Source organism: Prochlorococcus marinus str. MIT 9201 (assembly GCF_000759955.1).
Classification (GTDB): Bacteria; Cyanobacteriota; Cyanobacteriia; order PCC-6307; family Cyanobiaceae; genus Prochlorococcus_A; species Prochlorococcus_A marinus_G.
Window position 1 is genome coordinate 55,283 of record NZ_JNAL01000007.1, and the last position, 25,004, is coordinate 80,286.

General features: G+C 32.1%; 29 protein-coding genes and 1 tRNA gene. 15 read left to right on the plus strand and 15 right to left on the minus strand.

From position 1 onward, the window contains the following. Nucleotides 1-84 precede the first annotated feature (84 nt). From purC to msrA, 7 genes are read left to right on the plus strand one after another with little or no spacing between them, the layout of a single operon-like run. Complete coding sequence (purC, locus tag EU95_RS06835; RefSeq protein ID WP_032521638.1) at nt 85-813, plus strand: phosphoribosylaminoimidazolesuccinocarboxamide synthase; 729 nt, start codon at nt 85-87, stop codon at nt 811-813. A gap of 38 nt (nt 814-851) precedes the next feature. Further along, the gene (locus tag EU95_RS06830; RefSeq protein ID WP_032521639.1) at nt 852-2,984 is read left to right on the plus strand and encodes a BamA/TamA family outer membrane protein; all 2,133 of its coding nucleotides are present in this window, start codon (nt 852-854) and stop codon (nt 2,982-2,984) included. After that, a complete protein-coding gene (lpxC, locus tag EU95_RS06825) occupies nt 2,985-3,821 on the plus strand; it encodes a UDP-3-O-acyl-N-acetylglucosamine deacetylase (RefSeq protein WP_032521640.1) in 837 nt (278 codons plus the stop codon). Nucleotides 3,822-3,838: 17 nt separating this feature from the next. Continuing rightward, nucleotides 3,839-4,297, plus strand: coding sequence for a 3-hydroxyacyl-ACP dehydratase FabZ (fabZ, locus tag EU95_RS06820; RefSeq protein WP_032521641.1), 459 nt, complete (start codon nt 3,839-3,841; stop codon nt 4,295-4,297). Between the two features lie 4 nt (nt 4,298-4,301). Further along, entirely contained in the window at nt 4,302-5,144 is an 843-nt protein-coding gene (gene lpxA / locus EU95_RS06815) for an acyl-ACP--UDP-N-acetylglucosamine O-acyltransferase (protein WP_032521803.1), read from the plus strand. Continuing rightward, on the plus strand, nt 5,141-6,319 hold the full coding sequence (gene lpxB / locus EU95_RS06810; protein WP_032521642.1) for a lipid-A-disaccharide synthase: 1,179 nt from the start codon (nt 5,141-5,143) through the stop codon (nt 6,317-6,319). The genes lpxA and lpxB overlap by 4 nt, the downstream gene beginning before the upstream one ends. A gap of 15 nt (nt 6,320-6,334) precedes the next feature. Continuing rightward, a complete protein-coding gene (gene msrA / locus EU95_RS06805) occupies nt 6,335-6,937 on the plus strand; it encodes a peptide-methionine (S)-S-oxide reductase MsrA (protein ID WP_032521643.1) in 603 nt (200 codons plus the stop codon). 12 nt (nt 6,938-6,949) lie between these two features. On the opposite strand, the gene EU95_RS06800 is transcribed toward msrA, so the two are convergent. Together EU95_RS06800 and EU95_RS06795 are read right to left on the minus strand one after the other, a co-directional pair. After that, entirely contained in the window at nt 6,950-8,422 is a 1,473-nt protein-coding gene (locus EU95_RS06800) for a leucyl aminopeptidase (protein WP_032521644.1), read from the minus strand. A 23-nt stretch (nt 8,423-8,445) separates the two neighbouring features. Beyond that, complete coding sequence (locus EU95_RS06795; RefSeq protein WP_032521645.1) at nt 8,446-9,057, minus strand: hypothetical protein; 612 nt, start codon at nt 9,055-9,057, stop codon at nt 8,446-8,448. Between the two features lie 150 nt (nt 9,058-9,207). Between EU95_RS06795 and EU95_RS06790 the strand changes: the two genes are divergently transcribed. Genes EU95_RS06790 through pyrF form a run of 3 tightly spaced genes read left to right on the plus strand, consistent with a single transcriptional unit; the run spans nt 9,208 to nt 11,524 of the window. Next, complete coding sequence (locus tag EU95_RS06790; RefSeq protein ID WP_002807348.1) at nt 9,208-9,531, plus strand: DUF1825 family protein; 324 nt, start codon at nt 9,208-9,210, stop codon at nt 9,529-9,531. A gap of 19 nt (nt 9,532-9,550) precedes the next feature. Next, nucleotides 9,551-10,789: a tyrosine--tRNA ligase gene (gene tyrS, locus EU95_RS06785; RefSeq protein WP_032521646.1), complete on the plus strand. Its 1,239-nt coding sequence runs from the start codon at nt 9,551-9,553 to the stop codon at nt 10,787-10,789. A 6-nt stretch (nt 10,790-10,795) separates the two neighbouring features. Continuing rightward, entirely contained in the window at nt 10,796-11,524 is a 729-nt protein-coding gene (pyrF, locus tag EU95_RS06780) for an orotidine-5'-phosphate decarboxylase (RefSeq protein WP_032521647.1), read from the plus strand. Here pyrF and plsY read toward each other — a convergent pair. The 5 genes from plsY to EU95_RS06755 are packed head-to-tail and all read right to left on the minus strand — an operon-like array spanning nt 11,511 to nt 15,674. Then, nucleotides 11,511-12,101 (minus strand): glycerol-3-phosphate 1-O-acyltransferase PlsY, encoded by a 591-nt coding sequence (gene plsY, locus EU95_RS06775; RefSeq protein ID WP_032521649.1) that lies wholly within the window; start codon nt 12,099-12,101, stop codon nt 11,511-11,513. The genes pyrF and plsY overlap by 14 nt on opposite strands. Before the next feature lie 5 nt (nt 12,102-12,106). After that, complete coding sequence (locus tag EU95_RS06770) at nt 12,107-13,117, minus strand: DUF3086 domain-containing protein (RefSeq protein ID WP_032521651.1); 1,011 nt, start codon at nt 13,115-13,117, stop codon at nt 12,107-12,109. A gap of 36 nt (nt 13,118-13,153) precedes the next feature. Continuing rightward, complete coding sequence (locus tag EU95_RS06765; protein ID WP_032521805.1) at nt 13,154-13,558, minus strand: DUF3119 family protein; 405 nt, start codon at nt 13,556-13,558, stop codon at nt 13,154-13,156. Between the two features lie 4 nt (nt 13,559-13,562). Next, entirely contained in the window at nt 13,563-14,318 is a 756-nt protein-coding gene (locus EU95_RS06760) for an MlaE family ABC transporter permease (protein ID WP_032521652.1), read from the minus strand. Nucleotides 14,319-14,327: 9 nt separating this feature from the next. Further along, on the minus strand, nt 14,328-15,674 hold the full coding sequence (locus tag EU95_RS06755; protein ID WP_032521806.1) for an MFS transporter: 1,347 nt from the start codon (nt 15,672-15,674) through the stop codon (nt 14,328-14,330). A 112-nt stretch (nt 15,675-15,786) separates the two neighbouring features. On the opposite strand from EU95_RS06755, the gene EU95_RS06750 reads away from it, so the two are divergent. Then, nucleotides 15,787-15,857 (plus strand) — tRNA-Gly (locus tag EU95_RS06750). Nucleotide 15,858: 1 nt separating this feature from the next. Here EU95_RS06750 and EU95_RS06745 read toward each other — a convergent pair. Then, nucleotides 15,859-17,892, minus strand: coding sequence for a glycogen debranching protein (locus tag EU95_RS06745; RefSeq protein ID WP_032521653.1), 2,034 nt, complete (start codon nt 17,890-17,892; stop codon nt 15,859-15,861). Nucleotides 17,893-18,514: 622 nt separating this feature from the next. On the opposite strand from EU95_RS06745, the gene EU95_RS06740 reads away from it, so the two are divergent. The 4 genes from EU95_RS06740 (at nt 18,515) to EU95_RS0108760 (ending at nt 19,856) form a co-directional block, all read left to right on the plus strand. Continuing rightward, nucleotides 18,515-18,790 carry an HU family DNA-binding protein gene (locus tag EU95_RS06740; protein ID WP_011132955.1) on the plus strand — a complete coding sequence of 92 codons (276 nt, stop codon included), beginning with the start codon at nt 18,515-18,517 and terminating at the stop codon, nt 18,788-18,790. A 194-nt stretch (nt 18,791-18,984) separates the two neighbouring features. Further along, nucleotides 18,985-19,242 carry a hypothetical protein gene (locus EU95_RS06735; RefSeq protein ID WP_241466705.1) on the plus strand — a complete coding sequence of 86 codons (258 nt, stop codon included), beginning with the start codon at nt 18,985-18,987 and terminating at the stop codon, nt 19,240-19,242. Between the two features lie 54 nt (nt 19,243-19,296). After that, nucleotides 19,297-19,542 (plus strand): hypothetical protein, encoded by a 246-nt coding sequence (locus EU95_RS06730; protein ID WP_032521654.1) that lies wholly within the window; start codon nt 19,297-19,299, stop codon nt 19,540-19,542. Nucleotides 19,543-19,598: 56 nt separating this feature from the next. Beyond that, the gene (locus tag EU95_RS0108760; protein ID WP_032521655.1) at nt 19,599-19,856 is read left to right on the plus strand and encodes a hypothetical protein; all 258 of its coding nucleotides are present in this window, start codon (nt 19,599-19,601) and stop codon (nt 19,854-19,856) included. Here EU95_RS0108760 and EU95_RS10135 read toward each other — a convergent pair. From EU95_RS10135 to EU95_RS06695, 7 genes are all read right to left on the minus strand, one after another. Then, entirely contained in the window at nt 19,851-20,063 is a 213-nt protein-coding gene (locus EU95_RS10135; RefSeq protein WP_032521656.1) for a hypothetical protein, read from the minus strand. The genes EU95_RS0108760 and EU95_RS10135 overlap by 6 nt on opposite strands. 2 nt (nt 20,064-20,065) lie before the next feature. Beyond that, complete coding sequence (locus tag EU95_RS06720; protein ID WP_032521657.1) at nt 20,066-20,311, minus strand: chlorophyll a/b-binding protein; 246 nt, start codon at nt 20,309-20,311, stop codon at nt 20,066-20,068. 44 nt (nt 20,312-20,355) lie between these two features. Beyond that, a complete protein-coding gene (cbiB, locus tag EU95_RS06715; RefSeq protein ID WP_032521658.1) occupies nt 20,356-21,381 on the minus strand; it encodes an adenosylcobinamide-phosphate synthase CbiB in 1,026 nt (341 codons plus the stop codon). Further along, on the minus strand, nt 21,369-22,358 hold the full coding sequence (ilvC, locus tag EU95_RS06710) for a ketol-acid reductoisomerase (protein ID WP_032521659.1): 990 nt from the start codon (nt 22,356-22,358) through the stop codon (nt 21,369-21,371). Before ilvC ends, cbiB begins: the two co-directional genes overlap by 13 nt. A 110-nt stretch (nt 22,359-22,468) precedes the next feature. Further along, entirely contained in the window at nt 22,469-23,080 is a 612-nt protein-coding gene (locus EU95_RS06705; protein ID WP_002807795.1) for an ATP-dependent Clp protease proteolytic subunit, read from the minus strand. 26 nt (nt 23,081-23,106) lie between these two features. Beyond that, the gene (locus EU95_RS06700; RefSeq protein ID WP_032521660.1) at nt 23,107-23,769 is read right to left on the minus strand and encodes an ATP-dependent Clp protease proteolytic subunit; all 663 of its coding nucleotides are present in this window, start codon (nt 23,767-23,769) and stop codon (nt 23,107-23,109) included. 40 nt (nt 23,770-23,809) lie between these two features. Beyond that, complete coding sequence (locus EU95_RS06695; protein WP_032521661.1) at nt 23,810-24,919, minus strand: PIN/TRAM domain-containing protein; 1,110 nt, start codon at nt 24,917-24,919, stop codon at nt 23,810-23,812. Nucleotides 24,920-25,004 lie beyond the last annotated feature (85 nt).

Below are 25,004 nucleotides of genomic sequence, written 5' to 3' on the forward strand. Positions count from 1 at the left end.
AAGTCAACTATTAGATAGGTTGACTTCTTATAAATATGTTAATTAAAGATAGTACTTTTAGTAATCAAATGAGGTCTTAAATTTATGAATAATAAATATGACTTGATTTATGAAGGTAAAGCAAAAAAAGTATTTTCTCATGCCGAAGCAGATAAAGTAATAATTGAATTTAAGGATGACGCTACTGCTTTTAATGCTTTAAAAAAAGCTAAATTTGAAGGGAAGGGCAAACTTAATTGCCTTATAAGTGCAAGAATTTTTGAACTTCTTATTAAGAACAAGATTTCAACTCATTTTATTAAACTTGAAAATGAAAATACGATGATTGCACAAAAAATTAAAGTAATTCCCTTGGAAATTGTTCTGAGAAATATTGCTTATGGCTCTCTATGTAAACAAACGACTATAAAACCTGGTACTGTCCTAGCAAAACCATTAATTGATATTTATCTTAAAAATGATGAACTGAATGATCCGCTAATTACAAAAGATAGAATTGAGTTAATGAACATATTAGAATCTAAAGACTTAGATTTAATAATAGATTTAACTTTAAAAATTAATAAAATCCTGAAAAGTTTTTTTAAAAATATTCATCTTCAACTTGTAGATTTCAAGTTGGAGTTTGGTTATGACTTAAAAAAGAATATATTACTTGGAGATGAAATAAGTCCTGATAATTGCAGACTTTGGGATCTTAATCAAAATAATGATACAATTGTAAGTCTAGACAAAGACAGATTTAGAAATGATTTAGGTGGTCTAATTGAAGCTTATAGTGAAATTAACCGAAGAATAAATGACTTCATTTAATTGAAAAAATGCTTTATTTACCATAATCAAAAAATACTATGCAAAAACACTTTTTAAGATTTAGTTATCTTTTTACAAATATTGCTTTTTATCCCTTGATTTTGATATCAAATCATTCAGAATTAGCCGCTAAGTATTTGCAAAATGATATTAAGAAGTCAATTAAAACTTTAGAAATAAATAATACCAACATAGGTTTTTTGCAAAGTCTAGATACTGATAAACAGAAAAACTTCTTTATTGCAGAAAATACAGAAAATATCAATGAAGAAAGTGTGCTTATCTCAGAAATAATTATCGAAGGTTGGGAAAACCATCCTGAAGGTAGAAAACTTGAATTGGCTGCCTATGATTCTATGAGTATCAAGCCAGGAAGTATTGTTGATAATCAAACTTTAAATCAAGATTTAAAAGCAATATATGCAAGTGGTTGGTTTTCAGGGGTTCAAATAAAGTCTCAAGAGGGCCCATTGGGAGTCAGGTTAATCGTTAATGTAGTGCCTAATCCAATTTTGAAGAAAGTTAAACTTAGACCAGAAAACTCTGTTATCTCAAGTACATACGTAGATAAAATTTTTAACAATTTTTATGGTACAACTCTTAACCTAAATGAACTTCAAAATAAGATTGCAATAATAAAAAAACGTTACGAAATCGAAGGTTATTCTTTAGCTAGAATTAATGGCCCAGATAGAATTTCTGAAAACGGGATAGTTACATTAAATGTAACTGAAGGGATTGTATCTGATATAAAGTTGAGGTTCATCGGATCAGATGGTGAATCTTTGAAGGATGGAAAACCGAGAAAAGGAAAAACAAAAGACTGGGTCATAAAAAGAGAATTAAAAACTCAACCTGGCACCATTTTTAACAGAAAAATTTTGGAAGCTGATATTGGTCGGCTCTATGCAACATCATTATTTGATGATGTAAAGGTCTCTCTTGGTCCTGATAAGTTAAATCCGGGTAAAGTCATAATTTTTCTAGATTTGAGCGAGCAAAGAACAGGCTCTCTAACTGGTGGCCTTGGTTATAGCAATAGTTCAGGTATCTTTGCCTCACTTGGTCTGCAAGAAACGAATGCACTAGGTAGAGCATGGTCCACTAATCTCAACTTAAATTTCGGAGAATATTCAACTACCTACAATTTTTCTTTATCTGATCCTTGGATTAAAGGAGATAAACATAAAACTTCCTTTAGAACAAATATTTTTCTGAGTAGAGATTATCCGCAAGAGTTTAAAAGTGAAGATAATGGACGTATATACGCTGTAGATGATACAAATACCTCAACTTCGGATAGTTTTTCATCAATAGTCTTAGAAAAAACAGGTGGTGGATTCTCTTTCTCAAGGCCTCTCAATGGTGGAGATACATTTAAGCCAGCTAAATGGAGAGTTCTTGCAGGAATGAATTTTAAGAAAGTAAAGATGATTGATGGTAGTGGTAACAAAAAACCATATGGTGATATGACGCCAACCTCAGGAAATATTAACGATATTATATGTATTGGATTTACTCCAAATGAGGGGACATGTCCTGAAGAAAATACTTTGGTAAGTGTTATTGCAAGTACGTCTAGAAATAATTTGAATAATTCTGCAAATCCAACCTCAGGAAATAAATTTACCTTTGGTACTGAACAGTTTGTTTCGATGGGAGAAAATTCTCCAACTTTCAATAGAATGAGAGCTTCATATTCATTTTTTATACCAACAAAATTGATAAATTTAACCAAAGCATGTAGGTCAAGTAATGCTGCTAGTGAAGATTGTCCTCAAGCAATTGGTTTTCAATTTAAGACAGGAACTATTCTTGGTGAATTGCCTCCTTACGAAGCATTTTGTATGGGGGGTACATCATCTGTTAGAGGTTGGGGATCTTGTGATTTAGGTGTAAGTAAAAGTTTTGTCGAAAGTACTGTGGAATATAGATTTCCAGTTTGGAGAATGATATCAGGAGCTTTATTTGTTGATGCAGGGAGTGATTTAGGCTCTCAAAAGGACGTCCCAGGGAAGCCTGGTAAATTATTGCAGAAATCAGGCTCTGGTTTTTCGCTTGGAGGGGGAGTGGGAGTGAAAACGCCAATTGGGCCGTTGAGATTTGATGTTGCAAGTAAGGACCTGTCCGGAGAATGGAGATATACACTTGGAGTTGGATGGAAGTTTTAAGTGTTTTCTTGGCCTTCTAATTATGATTCTTGCTATACATTAGCTGGTGTTATATCCAGAGAAGGTATAGGACTGCATAGTGGAGAAAAAACGAGAGTTAGAATTTCTTCTTATGAGAAAGAAGGTTATTATGTCTCTTTCAGGGACAATCCTAACGAGATTTTTAAGCTAACTCAAGATTTAATTGGGAGTACGATGCTTTGCACGGCGGTTAAGTTAGGAAGTAGAAATCTATATACTATTGAACATTTATTATCTTCAATGGCTGGGTGTGGTTTAAGTTATATACATATTGAGGTTGATGGAAAAGAGATCCCTCTTCTAGATGGATCAGCAATTCAGTGGGTTAAAGAATTTGAAGCAGTAGGGATTAAAAAAGCACCTAAACCAGATAATTTTTTTCGAGAGATAAATAAATCAATAATCTTAAATAAAGAAGGCTCAGTTATAGCAGCTACTCCTTCTGAAAAAACTACAATTATATCTACCATAAGTTTTTCCTATAAAGCAATTGGAAATCAAACTTTTGTTATTGATCTAAATCCAAAAAGTTTTGTTGAAATGATTGCTCCAGCAAGAACATTTGGTTTTAAGGATCAATTTCAAGAGTTAAGTGAACTTGGACTAATAAAAGGAGGTAGTTTAGAAAATGCTCTTGTTTGCGATGGTGATGAATGGGTTAATCCACCATTAAGATTTGATAATGAACCAATAAGACATAAAATTTTAGACCTAATTGGGGACTTGGCTTTGGTAGGGTTACCTAGGGCTCAAATTTTAGTTTATAAGGGATCGCATTCTTTAAATGCTTTATTGGCCTCATCGCTAAAAATTTAATTCAATCTTTAATTGTTTTGGAAAAAAAATTATCAAGTGAAAATAATCAGCTCTCCTCAGAGCAAATACTAGGCTTATTACCTCACAGATATCCTTTTGCTCTTGTGGATAAAGTAATAGAGAATATCCCTGGGGAGAGGGCCGTCGCAATAAAGAATGTAACTTTAAATGAGCCTCAATTTCAAGGGCATTTTCCTGAAAGGCCCCTGATGCCTGGAGTTCTTATAGTTGAATCAATGGCTCAAGTTGGCGGAATAATAGTAACTCAAATGCCTGATCTACCCAAAGGACTTTTCGTTTTTGCGGGAATCAATAATGTTAAATTCAGAAAACCTGTTGTGCCTGGAGATCAATTGATAATTTCTTGTGAATTATTAAGTATTAAAAGACATAGATTTGGCAAGGTTAAGGGTGAGGCACACGTCGATGGAAAGTTGGTATGTGCTGGAGAATTAATGTTCTCATTAGTTGATTAGTGATATGGAGAATAAAAATAGTAAATTTAACTCAAGTTTTAGTGGTGTAAAGGTTCACCCCAATGCTTTTGTTGATCCAAGTGCCGAATTACATGATGGGGTCACTATCTCTCAAGGAGCAATTATTGGTCCTTATGTAACCATCGGGAAAGGAACTGAAATAGGTCCTAATGCAGTTATTAATGGAAGAACTAAAATTGGTATAAATAATAGAGTTTTCCCAAATGTTTTTATAGGCTTGGATCCTCAGGATCTTAAATATAAAGGGGCTTCTACCGAAGTTGTTATTGGAGATAATAATACTTTTAGAGAATGCGTAACTATTAATAAGGCAACTAATGAAGGAGAAAAAACTATTATTGGCAATAATAATTTGTTAATGGCTTATACCCATATAGGACATAATTGTGAACTTGGTAATAGGATAGTTTTATCAAATAGTGTTCAAGTAGCAGGTCATGTAAAAATTGAAGATAAGGCTATCATTGGAGGCTGTTTAGGTATTCATCAATTTGTACACATTGGATATTTAGCAATGATCGGAGGAATGACTAGAGTAGATAGAGATGTACCTCCTTTTTGTTTGGCTGAAGGACATCCAGGAAGATTGAGAGGTTTGAATAGGATTGGAATTAAAAGAAGTGGTTTGATGGAAAACAAAGATTTTGACTTAAAGTTACTTCAAAGTACTTGGAATCTCCTTTTTAAATCTAGTGATGTGATTTCCAATACATTAGAAAAGGCAATGAAAGGAGAATTAGATCTTTCCTCTTCAAAATTATGTAATTTTTTAAAAGAATCAATATCAAAGGAAAGACGCGGACCAATGCCAGTTGTGAATTTATGAATAAAAAGATATTTATAAGTACTGGAGAAGTTTCTGGAGATTTGCATGGAAGTTTGTTATCAAAAGCATTATTAGATGAGGCAAAAAAAAAATCTATAGATTTAGAAATTTGTGGACTAGGTGGGGACAGGATGAAGAAAGAAGGTGTGAAAATTTTACAAGATACTACATCCATAAGTGCAATTGGGATTTGGGAGGCTTTACCTCTTATTCTTCCAACAATAATAATTCAAAGAAGATTTTATAAATTACTAAAAAAATATCCTCCAGACTGCTTGATTTTGATAGATTATATGGGTCCTAATATAAAAATTGGAATTAAATTAAAAAGATCGAAGACTAGAATTCCAATTTTTTACTACATTGCTCCTCAAGAGTGGGCTTGGAGGGTAGGAAATAATACTACAACAAATTTAATAAATTTTTCTGATAAGATTTTTGCGATTTTCAAAAAAGAAGCAGCATTCTATAAAAAAAGGGGTGGAAATGTTTTGTGGGTTGGACATCCAATGATTGATTTGACTAAAAAACTTCCTTTAAAGAAAGATTCTCGAACTATTCTGAACCTTAGACCAAATCAAAACATACTACTTTTAATGCCCGCATCAAGGTCTCAAGAATTGAAATATATACTACCTACTTTTATGCTGGTGGCCAGAAAATTACAACAAAAATATCCAAATTTAATTGTCTATATTCCCTCCTGTAGGAAAGTTTTTGATGAAAGATTCAAAAAGGCCTTCAGAAAATATCAAGTTAAAGGTAAAGTGATTTCTCAAGAAGATAACGCAAGATTAAAGCCTTATATTTATTCGCTTACAAAAATTGCTCTTTGCAAATCTGGGACAGTTAATATGGAATTAGCTTTATATGGAATCCCGCAGATTGTTGGATATAGAGTAAGTAAGGTAACTGCTTTTATTGCTAAAAAAATTCTCAATTTCAAAGTAAGATTTATTTCTCCTGTGAATTTGTTAGTCAATAGATTTGTTATCCCTGAATTTGTACAAAGGGAGTTTGATGAAAAGAAAATTTATTATAAATCTTGCAGAATTCTTGAAGAAAAGTCAGAAAAAATAAAGATTAACAAAGGTTATGCTTTTTTAAAAAAAGAGTTAGGCGAAGAGGGTGTAGTTAAAAGAGCTGCAAAAGAGATTATTAATTCTATTATTTGAACTTATAATAAAAAAATGAAATATTTTTTACCTCTAATAATTGCTCTTTCAATATTAATTAACCCTGCAAACGCTTTTGCAGGGGAAATGCTTCTTGCAGGTGGTTGTTTTTGGTGTTTAGAACATGATTTAGAGTCCTTAAAGGGGATAAATTTTGTACAAAGTGGCTATTCAGGAGGAGATTTACAAAATCCTAGCTATGAAAATCATGAAGGGCATCAGGAAGTGGTTTTGGTCAATTATGATTCTCAATTAGTAAGCTTACCTGAGATACTTAGGCTCTATTTGAGAAATATTGATCCTCTTGATGGTAAGGGACAATTTTGTGATCGTGGAGATTCTTACAGGCCGGTGATCTTTTACAAAGATTCAACAGAGAAAAGTGATGCAGAAAATGCACTTATTTCGGCCTCTAATGAACTGAAAGTGCCACTAGAAAAGATATCAGTAGAACTAAAATCGAAAGGTCAATTTTGGTTGGCTGAAGATTATCATCAGGATTTTGCTGAGAGAAATGAATTAAAATATAAGTTCTATAGATTTTCATGTGGGAGAGATCAGAGGTTGGATAAGCTATGGGGAGATAACGCAAGATCAACAAATCTTTGGGTTGAATAATTTTAAATATAATTATTTATTTTTAATCCATTGAACAAGAGTTTTAACTCCAAAACCTGTCGCACCTGATGGATTAATACCCTTATTCTTATCAGTCCAACAAGTTCCAGCTATGTCGATGTGAGCCCATTTTATCTTTTTATCAAAGAATTCCTCTAAAAACAAAGCAGCAGTTATTGACCCACCTGCTCTGGGACCTGTATTTTTCATATCAGCTATATGAGACTTTAACCCTTCTTTATACGATTTTTGTAAAGGCATTTGCCATAATTCTTCTCCAGCCTGGGCTGATGCAGCTTTTAGATCATTTGCTAGATCATTATTATTGCTCCAGAATCCAGCTACATCATTCCCTAATGCAACAACAATAGCTCCTGTTAAAGTGGCGAGGTCTATTATTGAATCTGGTTTTAAATTGGATGCATAAGTTAAAGCATCAGCTAATGTGAGTCTACCCTCAGCATCAGTATTATTAATTTCAATTGTCTTACCATTAGATGCTTTAACTACATCTCCCGGATGTACTGCAGATCCATTGATCATGTTTTCGCAAGCTGCCACAATAAAGTGTATTTCGAGTCCCTTTGGTTTTATTGCTCCAAGTGCTTTTGCTGCTCCTAAAACTGCAGCGCTCCCGCCCATATCATATTTCATCATTTCAATTTGAGAGGCTCCTACTTTCAAGTTGTATCCTCCAGAATCAAAGGTTAAACCCTTTCCGACAAGAGCAATTTTTTCTTTTACTGGACCCTCTGACTTCAAAGTAAGATGTATAAATTTAGGATCTAGATCAGAACCTTTTGCTACAGCTAAATATGCTCCCATTCCTAAATCTTCACATTCTTTTGCCTCTAAAATTTTTACTTCTAAACCATGATCTTTAGCTATTTGAGAAGCTTGTATAGACATTTCCTGGGGCGTAAGACTATTTGGAGGTGCGGCCACAAGTCTTCTGGCAAGTTCAACACCTTCACATATTTTTTCTGTCTCTTCAAAGCTAATATTCTCAGATTTTTTTAAATTCAAGAACTCTATTTCTTTAAGAACTTTCTTTTCATCTTTTTTCTTATTGAATCTATTGTCCTTATAGGCAGATAATCTGGCTAACTCTGCTAATTGATGTATTTCTAGTTGTGAATTTATTAGTTCCCAAGGTAGCAAGATGCTAATTTTTTCATTTTTATCAACAGTATTCCTTATTAGATTTCCTATGGAGTTTTCTATATCACTTTTATTGAGGTCTTTTGTTTTGCCAAGACCAACTATGATTAAAGTCTCTAATTTTTGATCTAAAAATTCAAAGCTTAAAGTTTTTCCTTTTTCTCCTTTGAATTTTTTTTGAGTAACTTTTTTTTGTAATAATTTTGGGTCAATAACAAATGTTATGTTTTCAAGTTGGCTCGCAATTTCTTCCTCTAAAACTCCAAAAATTAATGAAGCACCTTGCCAGTTTTCTAGATTTTTTTGGAATGTGGAAAATTGCATTTGTAAAGAGATTTAATTAACTTTTAGTTGTTTGTGAAAGTAGTTGCCCACCTATTTCGAGTTTCTTTATTAAAAGGTGGTAACCATAAATATATCAGTTGCTGTTCTAATTTACGTCTTAATTTTACTTCTTTAGGTACATCTAAGAAGAAACGAATATCTTGGTGACTTGAGAGGTTGTTATGAGATAGGGCTTCTTTATAGTTTATGAGGTAATTTTTACAGTCATGTTCCCCCTTCCATCTTTTATTTGCTGAATTTGTTTCTCCTATATAGAGGATGATTTTTGAACTTCCCATAGTATCAATTACAAAATACATTGCTGGACCATTGTGAATATATTGATTGGTTCTCCAAAAATTTAGTGATAATGGCTGCAGGGAAAAGGGATCAATTTTTTTTTCATCGGAAATTGTTTTTATAGGAAGACTTGTTTGGTGCAAAGTTTTATTTTGAGTATCTTTTGAAATTTTGAATTGGTGATTATGGATTCTATCTCTCCATTCAGCTAAGATTTTGCCTTTGATTTTTAGACTATTTGAGTGTTGAAAATTAATTGATGTATTTACATTTGAACCAAATAATTCAAATTGTTTATTTTGGTTTGAAATATTATTTATGTTGAATTTTTCCAATATTTATGAAACATGTTTACTAAATTTAATTCTGAAAAGATATAAATCAAAGAATTATTTATAAACTAAAATTTATTAATGTTCTAATCAATTTATGAGATTCTTGTTATCTTGTAGTTGAGCCTTAATCTTGCGAAGTAAAAAATAGAAATGGGATTTTTTGAGTCAGACATCGTTCAAGAAGAAGCTAAAAAGCTTTTTACTGATTATCAAGAACTTATGAAACTTGGCTCTGATTATGGAAAATTTGATAGAGAAGGTAAAAAAATGTTCATAAAAAAAATGGAATCTCTAATGGATCGTTATAAGGTTTTTATGAAGAGATTTGAATTATCTGAAGATTTTCAAGCAAAAATGACTGTGGAACAATTAAAAACACAGTTAAGCCAATTTGGGATTACTCCTGATCAAATGTTTGATCAGATGAATAAAACCTTAATAAGAATGAAGGATGAACTTGATAAAACTTCTTAAATTTATCAGTTAAAGTTACATGTCTGATCAATTAATATTGCCATCATGGCTGTCAAGAGGAATAGACGAATACTTTCCCATTAAGGGTATAGATCATACTTTTTCGGAGATAATTGAAAATGCGAAAATTAATAATAAAAAATTAAGGGTTAAACTCGGAATCGATCCAACTGGAACCGATATACACCTCGGTCATAGCATATTGTTTAAAAAACTTAGGGCATTCCAAGATAATGGACATATTGCAGTTTTAATTATTGGTGATTTTACTGCTCAAATAGGAGACCCAACTGGAAAAAATAAAACAAGAGTGCAGTTATCGGAAAAACAAGTCAAGGATAATGCAAAAACATATTTGACCCAACTAGGAATGGGTAAGCCAGCTTATGAATCTATTTTGGATTTTGATTCAAAAGATAGATTAGAAATTAGATATAACAGTGAATGGTTAAAAGATTTAAATCTTAATTCGATAATTGAATTAATGGGGATCGCAACAGTTAGTCAAATGCTAGCTAAAGAGGAATTTAATAAAAGGTACACTTCAGAAGTTCCAATTGCTTTACATGAATTTTTATATCCACTACTACAAGGTTATGATTCGGTAGTTGTTCAATCAGATATTGAGCTTGGAGGTACAGATCAGAAATTTAATATTGCAATAGGAAGAGATCTTCAAAAGCATTTTAAACAAGCACCTCAATTTGGTATCCTGTTGCCAATTTTGACAGGTTTAGATGGAATTAAGAAGATGAGTAAATCTGAAAATAATACTGTAGGTTTGACTGATGATCCTCTTTTAATGTATTCAAAGTTAGAAAAGGTACCAGACAATATAATTCCTAGCTATTTTGAATTACTTACAGAATTAGATTTAAGTTTTCTTGAAAAATCAAATCCTCGTGAATTACAGAGAAAAATGGCTTTAGAAGTTACTACTTTATTCCATGGTCCTGAAGAAGCATTAAAGGCGCAATCTAACTGTGAAAAATTATTCCTTGGACACAAAGAAAAAGTTGGAGAAATTCCAGAGATTTCATTAAAAGAAATAGCTTTTCCAGTTAAGTTTTTTTACTTGTTAAGTGCGCTCAAACTTTTCAAATCTAGCAGCGAATCCAAAAGATCTATTAAAGGTGGGGGCGTAAAGATTGATAGTCAGAAAGTAATAAATCCTGATTTAGTTTTTGATTCTAAAAATGATTTGGAAGGGAAAATTTTGCAAATTGGAAAAAAAATAATTAAGAGGTTTGGAAACTAAAAATTGATGAATAACAGATTTAATTCAGAAGATAAAATTATATTGGCAATTGATGGACTAGATGTAAGTCAAGCAAAATTAATTCTTGAAAAATGTCCAAATATTAAGTGGGTGAAAGTTGGTTTAGAGCTTTTTGTGAGGGAAGGTCCAAAAGTTATTGAAATATTAAAAAGTTTAAATAAAAAAATTTTTTTAGACTTAAAATTTCATGATATTCCAAATACCATGAGTGCAGCATGTTTCCAAGTTTCAAAATTAGGAGTTGATATAATTTCTATTCATGCTTCAGCAGGTCTAAAAGCTCTCAAGGATTCGAAAAAAGCATCTTTGGAAGGGGCTAATTCTGTGAGTGTAAAACCTCCATTTGTTGTAGGAATAACTGTTTTAACAAGCTTTTCTCTTGAAGATTTTCAAACTGATCTTGATAGAAATAATTCAATTGAAGACAGTGTATTGAGACTTGCAAAGTTGTCTTTTGATGCTGGATTAGATGGATGTGTCTGTTCCCCTTGTGAGGTGAAAATGTTGAGATCAATTTATAAAAATAATTTTGAACTAATTACACCAGGTATTAGATTAAAGATTGAAAATAAAGATGATCAAAGTAGGATTATGACTCCCAATGAAGCTATAGATAATGGTGCTTCGAAATTAGTCATTGGTAGATCAATATCAAAAGCTAAAGATCCTAATAAAGCTCTAAAAGAAATATTTAAATCTATTAATTCTGGTTAATTTTAGATTCTTCTCCCTTGAGCAATCTTTTAATGTTTGCTCTATGTTTCCAGATTACTAATAATGCCACAATTAAACTTATAAGAAAGTATGAGTGTATAAAATTGCCGAGGTAAAAAAACATAAAAACAGGAAGTAAAATTGCAGCTGAAATACTGGATAAAGAAACAAATTTAGTTTTCGTTAGAACTATTAAAAAAATGCCAAGAGATGCTAGTCCAACTTTCCAAGAAAGAGCCAAAAACATACCTAATCCAGTCGCAACCGCTTTCCCTCCTTTACCTCTAAGCCATATTGGCCAAATATGACCTGAGATAGCGGATAGGCCTGCTATAACTTCTATTAATCCTTGATCTGTTAAATATTGAGCAATTTTTACGGCAATAAGGCCTTTCCCAACGTCAATGATAAACACAAAAAGTGCTGGCCACTTCCCAACATTTCTTAAGACATTTGTGGCCCCTGTAGATCCAGAACCTATAGATCTTAGATCTATATTTTTAAGATATTTTCCAACTAAAAAACCTGTCGGAAGTGAACCTAAAAGATAACTTGAAAAAATTATTAAGATATTCATAAAAATTAGTTTAGTTCAAGATCTTCGTAAATTTCATTGTCTGAACCAGCAAATGCTACCCATAATGGGAATTGAAGTATTGGAATTTCAACAGAGGTTTCTGCCGCATCAATGATAATAAATGGCAATTCTTCATTGGCTTCCAATCTATCAGCTCTTTCGATGACACCTTCAGGCCTTTCAAAAAGCACAATCCCACTATTAGGTCCAAAGTCATCCCTTGTGAGACCAAGTGAATCTTGAAGAATTCTTCTCCACTCACCTAATCGTTCAGGTTGCGAAGCTAAAATAAGAGTCTGAAACTGATCTCCATATAATTCACCAAGAATAGATATTAAACCTGCTGATAATAAGGCATTTTTTTGTCGAGATCCTCTACTTTCAAGAGAACCTCTGCCACCCATGTTGAAGAACCAGTCATCCATAATTTCTATATCTGATGAATTAAGACTTCGTCTTAATTTCCAAGGTTCAGCATAAAAATCAGGTTGTTCTGTGAAACTTGAAAAGCAACTTTTTATAATCTCTTCATCTGGCTTAAATGTTTCAGAAAGAGCAGGAACTTTAATCACGTTATCTGTACCATTATCTTGCTTTTTCTCATCAAGGGGAGATGGTTTTACGATTATTGGTTGAGAAACTAATTCAAGTTTTTCTACGTTTTGTGAAAGATTCACCAAAGCTCCAGTTAAATACTCTTGAAAGCCTTTAACTCTTTTAGCAATATTATCTGACTGTCCTTTAAAGTTTGATTCAATATCTTGTTCTAATTCATTTTTTTTTGTTTCTAACTCTTTTATTTCTTTAACTAAAGAGTCTTTTTTTGAAACGAGATCTCTAAAAATTTCATCAGAAATTTCATCAAAAGACTTAGTTGATTTGTTGTTTTTAGGGGTAATTTTTTTATTTTGCGTTGTATTTTTCTTACTAGTTTGTTTGGTTTTATCATCTGAAATTGATTTATCTATTGTTAATTCCTTTTCAGGATTATTATTGGAAATTTCTGTATTGGTCATTTAAATTAATTTTGATGATTAAGTAAAAAATGATTTTTAGGAATTTTTAATTTCCAGGGAGTCAACTTTTTTTATGAGCTCATCTTTTAATTGCTTTGGATTAAATAATATTGGCAATAAATGAGGACTGGATTTTTCTCTAAAATAAAAAATACCTGGGATTGTAGGGAAAAAGAATTTCCATGATATCCAATTCTTGAATGGAAAAGTTCTAATCTCTTTCCCTAATTGTAAAACGATAAAATCATCATTTGTTATTTTTATTCTTAAGGTTAATGACTGAAGTAATAAAAAAAAGCTAAAAGAAGCAAAAACTATTGTTGGTAAAGAACCAATATTCAGAAACAAAAGCATAAAACTTAAAACTATTAGAATAATTGGCAACTGAAATGATGGAGATATTATTACTGGCTCCTCTTTTTTTGATTTAGTGTTAAACATAGAATCATCCAAATAAAATTTGTGTTAGTAATACATCCATTAAAGATACAGTAACGAGAGTCATTACAACTGCGCCTGTTGTACTTGTTCCAACTTCTTTTGGACCGCCTTTAGTTGTGAGTCCATATCCACAAGCAATAATTGAAATAAGTAAACCGAAGACTACTGATTTTATTAGCATTGAAGTTAAGTCTGAACTAGTTAAACTAACATTACCTGACTTTACAGATGTCCAAAAAACTATAGGAGGAACTTTATAAAAAATTGTGCTCCAGATTTGTCCACTCCATAAAGCTACAGATAAAAACAAAAGACACTGTATTGGAGACATTATTACCATAGATAGTAATCTTGGGACTACCAAATATTGGACTGGTTCGGTCCTTAACATGGTTATTGCCTCAATTTGTTCTGTGACTTTCATAGTACCCAGTTGAGCAGCATAGGCAGTGGCAACCTTCCCAGTCATTAAAGTAGCAGTTAGAAGAGGAGCCATTTCACGCGCCATGCCTACTGCTAATAAACCACCAATTTCACTTGAAACCCCCATACTTGTAAGTTGTGATGCAACTTGAATATTAAAAACTGTGCCCGCGGCAATTCCCGTAATTAATACAATTAACAAACTCCCTGGACCTGACTCCATAAGTTGATCAAAAAGATCATTTTTGGAAATTTTACCTCTAAAGATAAAATTAATTGCTTGCCCGCCAATGATTAAGCTGCTTAGTATTCTTTTAAAAAAATTAGGGTAATACATATCTTTATATTAGTTCGTAATTGATTTTTGATCCCAGTTCCGCATTACTAAAATTCCAATTATTACCAAAACTGAGGGTATAAATCCAATACATAATCTAATAGTTAATTGTGCTGAGGTACATTGCTCAATAATACTCAAAGTATCTTTATCAACAAAGCATGATTGATAACCAGACAAATACAACAAAAATCCTAATAATTGAACACTCAATGCGATTCCAACCTTCTGAATAAGTACCATCCAAGCAGTATATAATCCTGCTGGTTTCTCTGGATCTTCATCAATTGCATCAGGAAGTAGTGACCAAGGGATAAGGAAAGCAGTTGAAGCTCCAATTCCAATAAGACAGATTATGAAAATTAAAAGAGTAAACAAAATTATGTTATTTGCATTTATAAATAGACCGTTACCAATACCTGAAGAATTGGATAAGGCAGGTAAAAATAGCGCTGCCGTACAAGAAATAATCCACATAATCGCACCATAGTTTAAAGCTGAAATTCTATTAAGTTTATTTGATACTCTTGTCCATACTTGTAAACCAATTAAGGCGCTAATTTGGAAAGGTATCGGGATCCACATTGCAATATCTGTTGGCACCTTTAGTACATCCTCTACATAGATTAAAGCTACAGTTTGCATCAATTGTAAGGCGCACCAGAGAAGAATATAAAGCGTAATAACTTTAAGAAATTTTTTATTCCTGAAAATCCGTTTGAATTGAAGTGTTATGTTTTCAATTTTTCCTGAAGGCCTTCTTGCTTTTTTTGCAAATGGAGCCAATCCCCAACAGGATATTAATGTTGTTGTAACTGCAATACATCCACTGATTTTACCCATCAAAAAATATTCATTATTTGCAGATCCTCGGGAACCTAAAACAATTCCAGCAATTATCAAACCAGTTAATCCTGCAATTATTGAACCAGTAAATCTGGCAGCATTTAACCTTGTTCTTATTGCGGTTTTTTGAGAAATCTCAGTTGATAGAGCTGCAAAAGGAAGATTAATGCTTGTATACGCAGTCATTACAATGATAGAAATTATGGCATAGTAAATAGTCTTATTTAGTACTGAACCTGTGGGTGTCCACCATATCGCAGCTAGAGAGAAACCAAGAGGAACAGATGCCGCTACCATCCAAGGGATTCTAGGCCCCCATCTTGATTTAGTCCTATCACTTAACCATCCAATTAAAGGATCATTTATTGCATCCCATATCTTTATTAACATCAATAATGATCCAGCAATTATTACCGGCAAACCAGCTGAAATAAAGAATTTAAAAAGAAAAAATCCAAATTGCGTTGCTACTAAACCTGTGCCTGCATCTCCTAGCCCATAAGAAAACATTAATCTGGCTGTTGATCTAGAAATATTTTTTTTCGAGTGTGAATTTTCCAATCTTTCTACTTTGTTGATTGTTTGATAATGTATTATTGCAATGGTAATTCTATTACTTAATGCGGGCGTGGTTTAGTGGTAAAACCTCAGCCTTCCAAGCTGAAGATGCGGGTTCGATTCCCGCCGCCCGCTTTTAGGATATATTATTTTTTGCCCTAAATAATTCTTCTGAAATGATTAATAAAGAGCTTCTACTCTTTATTGAAATAGATTTCTCTTTGATAGTTAATGGGTCAAAAATTTTAGGCATGCTTGTGTCAATAACTTTTAACCAATTATATTTACATTTCGGCAAGGGGAAATCGATACTTTTTGAATATGCATTTAAACCTATCCAGACAAGAGGATTGGTATTTCCTTTATTAATGCTAAAGGCAACTGTGTGAGACCAGCTACTCCAATCTGGGCTATCTAACTTTGTTCCATGCCAATGATATGTTGGAATATTTTCATTGGTTTGATTTTTAGAGCAGAATGATGGATTAAAAATATTTATTAGTTTTTTTCGGATTTTTATAACGTATTTAAAGTAGTCTAATAATTCCAAATCTTGTTGTCCATGTCCCCAATTCATCCAGCCCAATAAATTATTTTGGCACCAAGAATTGTTGTTGCCGCCTTGTGATCTTCCTATCTCATCACCCATAAGAATCATTGGAACACCTTTAGAGATAAGTAAACTGAGAATGAGATTTTTTTGTTGTCTTTTTCTTAAATCATTGATCAATAAGTTTGTAGTTGGTCCCTCCATACCATGATTCCAAGAATTGTTATGGTTATCACCATCTCTGTTTTGTTCTCTATTGGCAAAATTATGTTTTCTATTGAAAGTTACTAAATCTTTTAAAGTGAATCCATCATGTGAAGTAATGAAATTTATTGATTTTGGTAAAATATTTTTCTCTTCATATATGGATGGACTACCTTTTATTTTATCGCTCATATTCCAAGCTGTATTTTTATCCCCCTTCCAAAATCTCCGCAAGTCATCTCTAAAATGACCATTCCAAGTGAAAGTATTCTTAGATGGGAAATCACCTAATTTATATAAGCCTCCACAATCCCATGGTTCACTTATTAATTTGATATCGATAAGTTCTGGTTCACATTCTATATCTTCAAAAATTGGAGGATTTTCGAGTGGCGAAAGATTTTCACCTCTAGATAGAGCAATTCCTAAATCAAATCTAAAGCCATCTACTCCAAATTCACTCGCCCAACATTTTAATGATTCAATTATTAGTTTTCTAACTAATCCTCTGTTTGCTGCAATAGTATTACCACATCCAGAGACATCCTGATAATTTTTATCTTTTCCTATAAAGTAATAAAGATTTTCATCTATACCTCTCCAAGATATTGTCGGTCCTTGAGAATCTCCCTCAGACGTGTGATTGTATACAACATCCAAGATGACTTCAATATCTTCTTTATGACATTCTTCTACTAATCTTCTAAATTCCTCTCTATTCTTTTCGGCGGATTCATTCGAAAGATATTCAAAATGAGGGGTAAACCAATTGATTGGACTATAACCCCAAAAATTCTCCAAACCATTTGGTGCATCAGTTGGATCAAAACAAAAAATTGGAAGTAATTCAATTGTTGTAATACCGAGTTCTTTGAGATATGGAATTTTTTTTAAAAATTTCTTGAAACAACTCTCATTTGTATAAGTTGATTCAGTGAAGGATTTGATATGAAGTTCATAAATAATTGTTTCTTCCCAAGAATGTTTCGGTCTTGGATAATCTTTAAAATTAAATAATTTTCTATCGCAAACAACGCTTTTAAGACAAGAATGAGTATTTTCTTGAGTTGTTAATGCATTTTCTCTTTTATAACTTCCCCATCCAGTAATGCCCCTCGAACATGGATCAAGTAGTACTTTTTTTTCATAGTTATTATTAATTTCACTATTTTTTTGTTTTATTCTAAAAGCATAGATACAACCTTCATTAAGATTTTTTATTTCCACATGCCAGTAGGGACCAGTATTATGGTTCTGATCTAATTTCAATATAGTTTTTGGGGAAATAGAGTCTTCTTTCTCAAACAATAAGATTTCTACATATTCAGCATTTGTGGCTATAAGGGAAAAATTAACCCCTTGTGCAGTTAGAGAACTTCCTAAAGGAAATGGTTTACCTTTATTTTTATGAATCACTTTCTCATTATCATTGATTAGTTAAATATTGGGATAATTATTAAATTGCTGTTATTTGAATAATAGATGCAAAATTAAAAAAAAAACTCAAATTTTAGATTTCACTAATCAACTTTATTAGATCTTAGAGAGTATAGATTTTTTAATTAATTGCAATTTATTTATCCATCTGCATAGTTCATATAACGATTTAGAGAGAAAGTTGAATTATTAGAAAAACAGATTTTTCTTGATTTCAAAATACAAATTACGCTTTTCATGTGATGAGAAGGACATATAACTGAAAATTAATAAAACATAATAAATAGCTCAAATTCTTAACTTCATTTCCCTTTGACATTTTTTCTTTAATAAATGAAGTTAGATTTCTTAAGTATAAATCTTGTGCTACCAATGGATTTGACTGTTGTCTAGTTAAAAAGGATACTTTTTATTAGATAAAAAAGTGCGGTCATAAAAATAAATAATTTAGATAAAAATGTCCCTAAGATTTGTATAAAGCTTTGCGCCGCCGGCATTTTCGGTTGCCGTATTTGAATTTGCTCCATATGATATGCAAGTTCGAGGTTTTTAGGCTTGATTCAAACTCTTGTCTTTAAATCTCTGCTTTACAAACAATTCAATGAACAAAGCTGATTTAGTAAATCTTGTTGCTGCTCGCACAGAGCTCACAAAAACGGATGTTTCTTTAGTTGTTGATGCAGCTATTGAAACTATTGTTGATTCAGTAGTGGAAGGCAAAAAAGTCTCCATACTTGGATTTGGTTCTTTCGAACCAAGAGATCGTTCTGCAAGACAGGGATTAAACCCTAAAACAGGCGAAAAAATAGCAATACCTGCTAAAAGAGTTCCAACATTCTCAGCCGGTAAACTTTTTAAGGATAGAGTTCAAGGGTAAACTTTTTAATCTATTTCTTTCTTTAATACCAGGGTGCTCTAAAAGAGCACCTTTTTTTTTTAAAATTTCAATAAAATACCACTAGCTCAATAACCAAAACTCTTAACAATGCATATCAAATATTGAGTGCTAAAGAAGTAATGAAATGTTTAACTTTTTTATTTCTAAAATTTTTGTTGTTATCTAATTTTGTTATGGCAGAAATAATACCAACAAAATACAAAATCTTAAAAGACTCTAGTGATTGCTCTAAAGATTCTCAAAACAAAGTTTGTAAAGAGTTAGTTTCTGAGATAGAAAAACTTCAATTAGTTGTCTTTGACCAAAATAGTTTCAAATGTCAATCAAGTTTATTGGGTCTGCAGTCGGCAATTATTGAAGCTTATTTTTTAAAAAATTTCTCAAATGAGAGAATTTCATTTATGATCCCTTATGTGATTAAAAATTGTTAATAATTAAAATAATTTCTTTTTTTGGAATATTATAAATTTGGATTTTAGGTTGTAATGGTAAAAGGTTTCTCTAATAATGAAGTTAAAAATGATGCTGAAATAAAAGAACCAAAAAAAGAAAAAAAAGGCTTAGCAGCTTTTCTTAAAGGCAAGAAATTTACTTACACTTTACCAGGCAAAAAACAAATAAATATTTTTGGATCAATAGTATTAGGCTTAAATATGTTTTTAATATTGCTAGTCATACTTTATTTAAAGAATCAAGAATTCCATGACTTTGTTTTTAATGTTGGTCGTTAAATATTTTTAGATCGAAAAAAATTTTTAAATGATATATTTAAATTTTAGAAATTCTTATGAAGTTAGTAAATTTAGTTTTTCAAGTATTTTTTTTGTTAATAACTTCTCTGATCTTGATATATTTTCTAACAGCTTATGACTCTGCTTTTGAGGCAGATCAGAATTGTCATTCATATCTATCAAGTTACGATAATCTACCTGGAAATTATGGTTGTGATCATGATACAGAGACCCATCAGTGGATACTTTACGAGTCAAATGACAACAAAGAACCAGCAAAAATTATTAAGAAATTTAGGTACAAATTTTTATAACTCAAATTTTTTATAAAAAAACCTTGCACTAATTATTGATATTATTGCTGTAATTGTGAAAGTAAGATACTGGTATATGCTTCCTTCTAAGTAGATTTTATTTTTATATAGAGGATAATCTATTAAAGAACCGAATGTTCCCCAAATTATTACCCATAAAGATATGTATAGGATTACTTTTATAGGTTTAGATTTTTTTTCTTCCATTTTTAATTGATACCAAAAATTGAAGAAGTAACAGGTCTGCCACTAAAAACCAACTCGGTTAAAATGAGCATTAAGAATCCGATCATAGCTGCTCTACCGTTTACAAGCTCTGCACTGCTATTAAATCCAAAAACATCCTTTACTTCATCACCCTGATTGTCTACCCATTTTGAGTATTCATTATCGGTTAATGATTTATTAGTAAAACCATTATTTTGATTTTCCAATTGAGAGTTTTTTTCTTTCATAAAACCTTTTTGTTTATATTAATAACTTTTAAACTAATTTATTATCAAATTAAATTCGATACTATAGAAAAAATCAAGACAAAAATTATTATCCATAAAAATTGGAGTCTTAAAATTAAATGACAAATTAATTTAATTTTTTCTTGATTGCAATCTTCTCCATTTTCATTGATTATTGGCTTTTTTGTAATTTCATTTTTATATTTACTTTTTCCTCCCAATTTAATACCAGAAATATAGGCAAATATAGCTTCTGAAATCCCAGCATTAGGCGAATCATATTTTTTACCATCAAGATAACTGTTTTTTATGATTGATATATATTCATTAACTTTGACACTTACCAAAGGTAATGTGATTAAAACTAATCTTGAAGGTACAAACGTAAGAATATCTTCGATTTTTGCACTGAAAAAACCTAAATATCTAAAATAATCATATTTGTAACCTATCATTGAATCTAAAGTGCTTACAGCTTTATAAGAAAATCCAAGTGACAAAGGGCCTGGCAGAAAAACTGAAAACTTCATAAAGACAATTCCAATAAAAATCCAAAATAACGGCCCAAATATCCCATCAACAGAATTTTCGGTAAGACTCTCGGTGCTTGATCTCAAGAGATGTTTAATAGAAGATGACCTGACATCCCTACTCACTATCTTTTGAACCTTCTCTTTGATTATTCTCTTATTTTGGTCATTAATTTCCTTGTTTTCTATTAGCTCTGCAATCTCTTTCACACTTGAAATAAGTCCCTTCGTTGCAATACAACTTGCAAGTCCAAAAAAAATTAATAATCCACTAAAAAAATCATTTCTTGCTTGCACATAATAAAGTTCTATCAATTTTCCCACACTAAAACTAATTCCGATAGTAGATATAGCGACGAAGGAACCTCCCCAAAATAATATCTTTTTACTCTCTCCAAAATTATTTATGAGGTAATCAGATATTTTTTTTATATAAAAGCCAATTATTTGAACAGGGTGGATTAAGAATCTTGGATCGCCGATTAACAAATCAAAACAAATCGATCCAAGAAATATTAAAAATAAATTTATTTCAGCCAACTGAACATAGAGCGTAGACCTTTTCCTACTTTCTCAATTTCATGTTTTGAGTTCTCTTCTCTTAATTTTGTCATTAAGGGCTTATTTTTATCGCATTCTTCTACAAAATTCTTAGCGAAGGTTCCATCTTGAATATCTTTCAGAATTTTTTGCATTTCTTTCTTTGTATCGCTGTTGATTAGCCTTTTGCCACTTACATAATCACCATATTCTGCAGTATTAGAAATGGAATCTCTCATTTGAGATAATCCACCCTTAACCATTAGATCAACAATTAGTTTGACTTCATGTAAACATTCGAAGTATGCAAGTTCGGGTTGATACCCTGCCTCTACAAGAGTTTCGAAGCCTGATTTAACGAGTTCTGATAAGCCTCCGCATAATACTGCTTGTTCGCCAAATAAATCTGTTTCTGTTTCTTCTTTGAAATTTGTTTCAAGTATCCCAGCTCGTGTTCCTCCAATTCCTTTTGCGTAAGCCATAGCCAATGATCTTGCATTCCCAGAGGAGTCCTGCTCAACTGCGAACAATGCAGGAACACCTTGACCATTCTGATATTCCCAACGAACAGTGTGTCCAGGTCCCTTTGGTGCAATCATTACAACGTCTACATAACTAGGAGGTTTGATAAGTTCAAATCTAATATTAAAACCATGAGCAAAACTTAATATCTTTCCTTCTTTTAAGTTTGGTTCTATTTCCTTAAGGTAAACATCTTTCTGAAACTCATCTGGGAGGAGAATCATAATCCAGTCTGCTTTTTCGCAAGCTTCAGAAACACTAAACACTTTTAGACCATCGCTAATGGCTTTGCTTTCAGACTTACTTCCTTTATATAACCCGACAATTACATCCATGCCACTATCTTTAAGATTTAGGGCATGCGCATGACCTTGTGAACCATATCCAATAATAGCTATTGTTTTATTATTTAAAAGACTTAGATCTGCATCTGTGTCGTAAAAGAGTTGGGTCATTAGTTGTAACTTCTTTGCATTTGATAATTAATATTTTAGACATTAAAGGTGTAAATAAACCAAAAAATTATTAATTTAAAAATGAATATTAAAATATTTATTTAGAAAATTTAAGACTGATTTGCTTCGCTTGGATGTGTGATTACTCTATCAATTAAGCCATAGTTTTTTGCCTCTTCTGCACTTAGAAAATAATCTCTATCAGTATCCTTTTCGATTTTCTCAAATGATTGGCCTGTCATATCTGCCATAGACATATTTAACATATCTTTAATTCTTAAAATTTCCTTAGCTTCTATTTCAATATCACTTGCTTGGCGTTGAGAAGTTCCTCCTAGGGGTTGATGAATCATTATTCTGCTATGAGGCAAAGCAACTCTCTTACCTTTTGTACCAGCGGCTAATAGGAACGCACCCATGGAGGCTGCAAGTCCTACGCATATCGTTACTACATCACTTTTTACGTATTTGATAGTGTCATATATAGCCAATCCAGCAGTGACTGATCCTCCTGGACTATTTATATATAAATAGATAGGTTTGGAATTATCATCAGAATCTAGATAAAGCATTTGTGCAACTAGACTATTAGCAATACCATCATTCACTTCTTGTCCAAGAAAAAGAATTCTTTCCACACCTAGTCTTGTATATATGTCAACCCACCTTTCGTATTGACTTCCGGGAAGTCTATATGGCACGCTTGGAGTTCCTATTGGCATGATTTTAAAATAGTTGTTTGTGAGAGTTAAATTTTAGTCGGTAAATCTTTTTGACTTGTGAGTATTCTATCTATAACACCATAATCAAGGGCTTCTTGAGGATTAAGATAGCTCATCCTATCAGAGTCTTTAGAGAGTTCTTCGATAGTTTTTCCAGTATTACGAGATAGAATCTCAAGCATGGACTTTTTATTTTTTAAAACTTCCTCAGCTCTTATTTGGATATCGGTTGCTTGACCTCTTGCTCCACTTATAGGTTGATGTAAAACAATAGAGGCATGTGGAAGAGCCGCTCTTTGCCCCTTCGTGCCGGATGAAAGGATGACTGCAGCAGTCCCCATTGCTTGTCCGATACATATTGTATGTACTGGAGGCTTGATGTAACTTATTGTATCGCAAATAGCGAAAGCTTCTGTTTCGAAACCAACTGCGTCACCAGTGTACCAACTTGTCCCTGTTGAATTGATATAGAAATAGATGGGTTTTTCTGGATCTTCAAACTCTAAATAAAGAAGTTGCGCAATGATGAGCTCAGTAACATCCATTCCTAGTTGTCTTTTTGCATCATCATCTGAAAATAATGGTAAACCAAGATAAACGATTCTCTCTTTCAGTAAAAGAGAGGGAAGATCAGGTGGAGGAGTCCTCATAACGGTGTTTTCTCCGTAATAAGGAGCAGATACAGTCATTTGTATGACGAAATTAAGATTGATTTGATTCTAGCTAGATTTAGCCCTGTGTCGCTGGTGATTTAAAAGATTTGTTTGACTCAGGATTATTAATTAGTTTTCCAAAGACCATTCTTCCAGTAGGAGTTTGTAATGCTCCTGTGATGACAATATCTAATCTGCTCCCCACAAAATTCTTTGCCTCATCAATAACAACCATTGTTCCGTCATCTAAATATCCAATACCTTGCATTTTTTCTTTGCCTTCTCTCACGATTTTTATATTAAGTGATTCTCCTGGTTGTACTTCTGGCCTTAAAGCAATAACTAAATCACTCAAATTCATAACTTTTAATTCTTTAACTTCAGCAATCTGAGAGAGATTATAATCAGCGGTAATTAAAGTTCCTGCCATATCCTCAGTAATTTTCAGAAGTTTTTCGTCTACTCCATTGCCTTCATACTTTGTTGGATTTATTACAAGTCTTCTCCCATATAAATCTCTTAATTCTTTCAATAACTTAAGACCTCTTCTGCCTTTAGACCTTTTTTCATTACTGCTTGAGTCAGCTAAAGTTTGTAATTCGTCAATTACACTTTGAGCAACAATTAACTGTCCTTCCAATAGGCCGCAACTTAATAGTCCATTGATTCTGCCATCAATAATTACACTGGTATCTAGAATTTTTGGACTTGCAGCAGGTAGTATCCCTTCATTGACTAGATATGCATCAGTATTATTTGGATTGAACAATCTTAGTAACGTCCTTCCATGGGTATCCGCCAACTTATAACCAAGCACACCAAAGAAAATGTTGCTTAATATTGCTGCCAAGGGCTTTGCAAAAAAAACTTCTCTAGGAAAGGGAATTAATAGTATTGGAGCAAGTAGGAGATTCGCAACAAGTAATCCCAAAATTAATCCAACAGACCTACTTATTAGTAAGTCAGTAGGCATTGTTCTTATTTGATCAAGAAATGTCTTTCTAAGTTGAAGAAATACAAAACCCGCTGCTAACCCTACAAATAAACCTATTATAGCTAAAACAATTCTAAAACCCTCCACATTAGATACTTGTTTGAGGATGTCCACAGGCAATAAATCAACACCAAGCCATCCTGAAGCAGCCCCAGAAAATACAAATAATATTAATACTAAAATATCTGTCATATCTATAATCTACTAGGATTTATTAATTGAGTAAATAAGGAATTAATTTTTTTCGATCCTTAATACTTTTTTGAAGCTTTAAAAA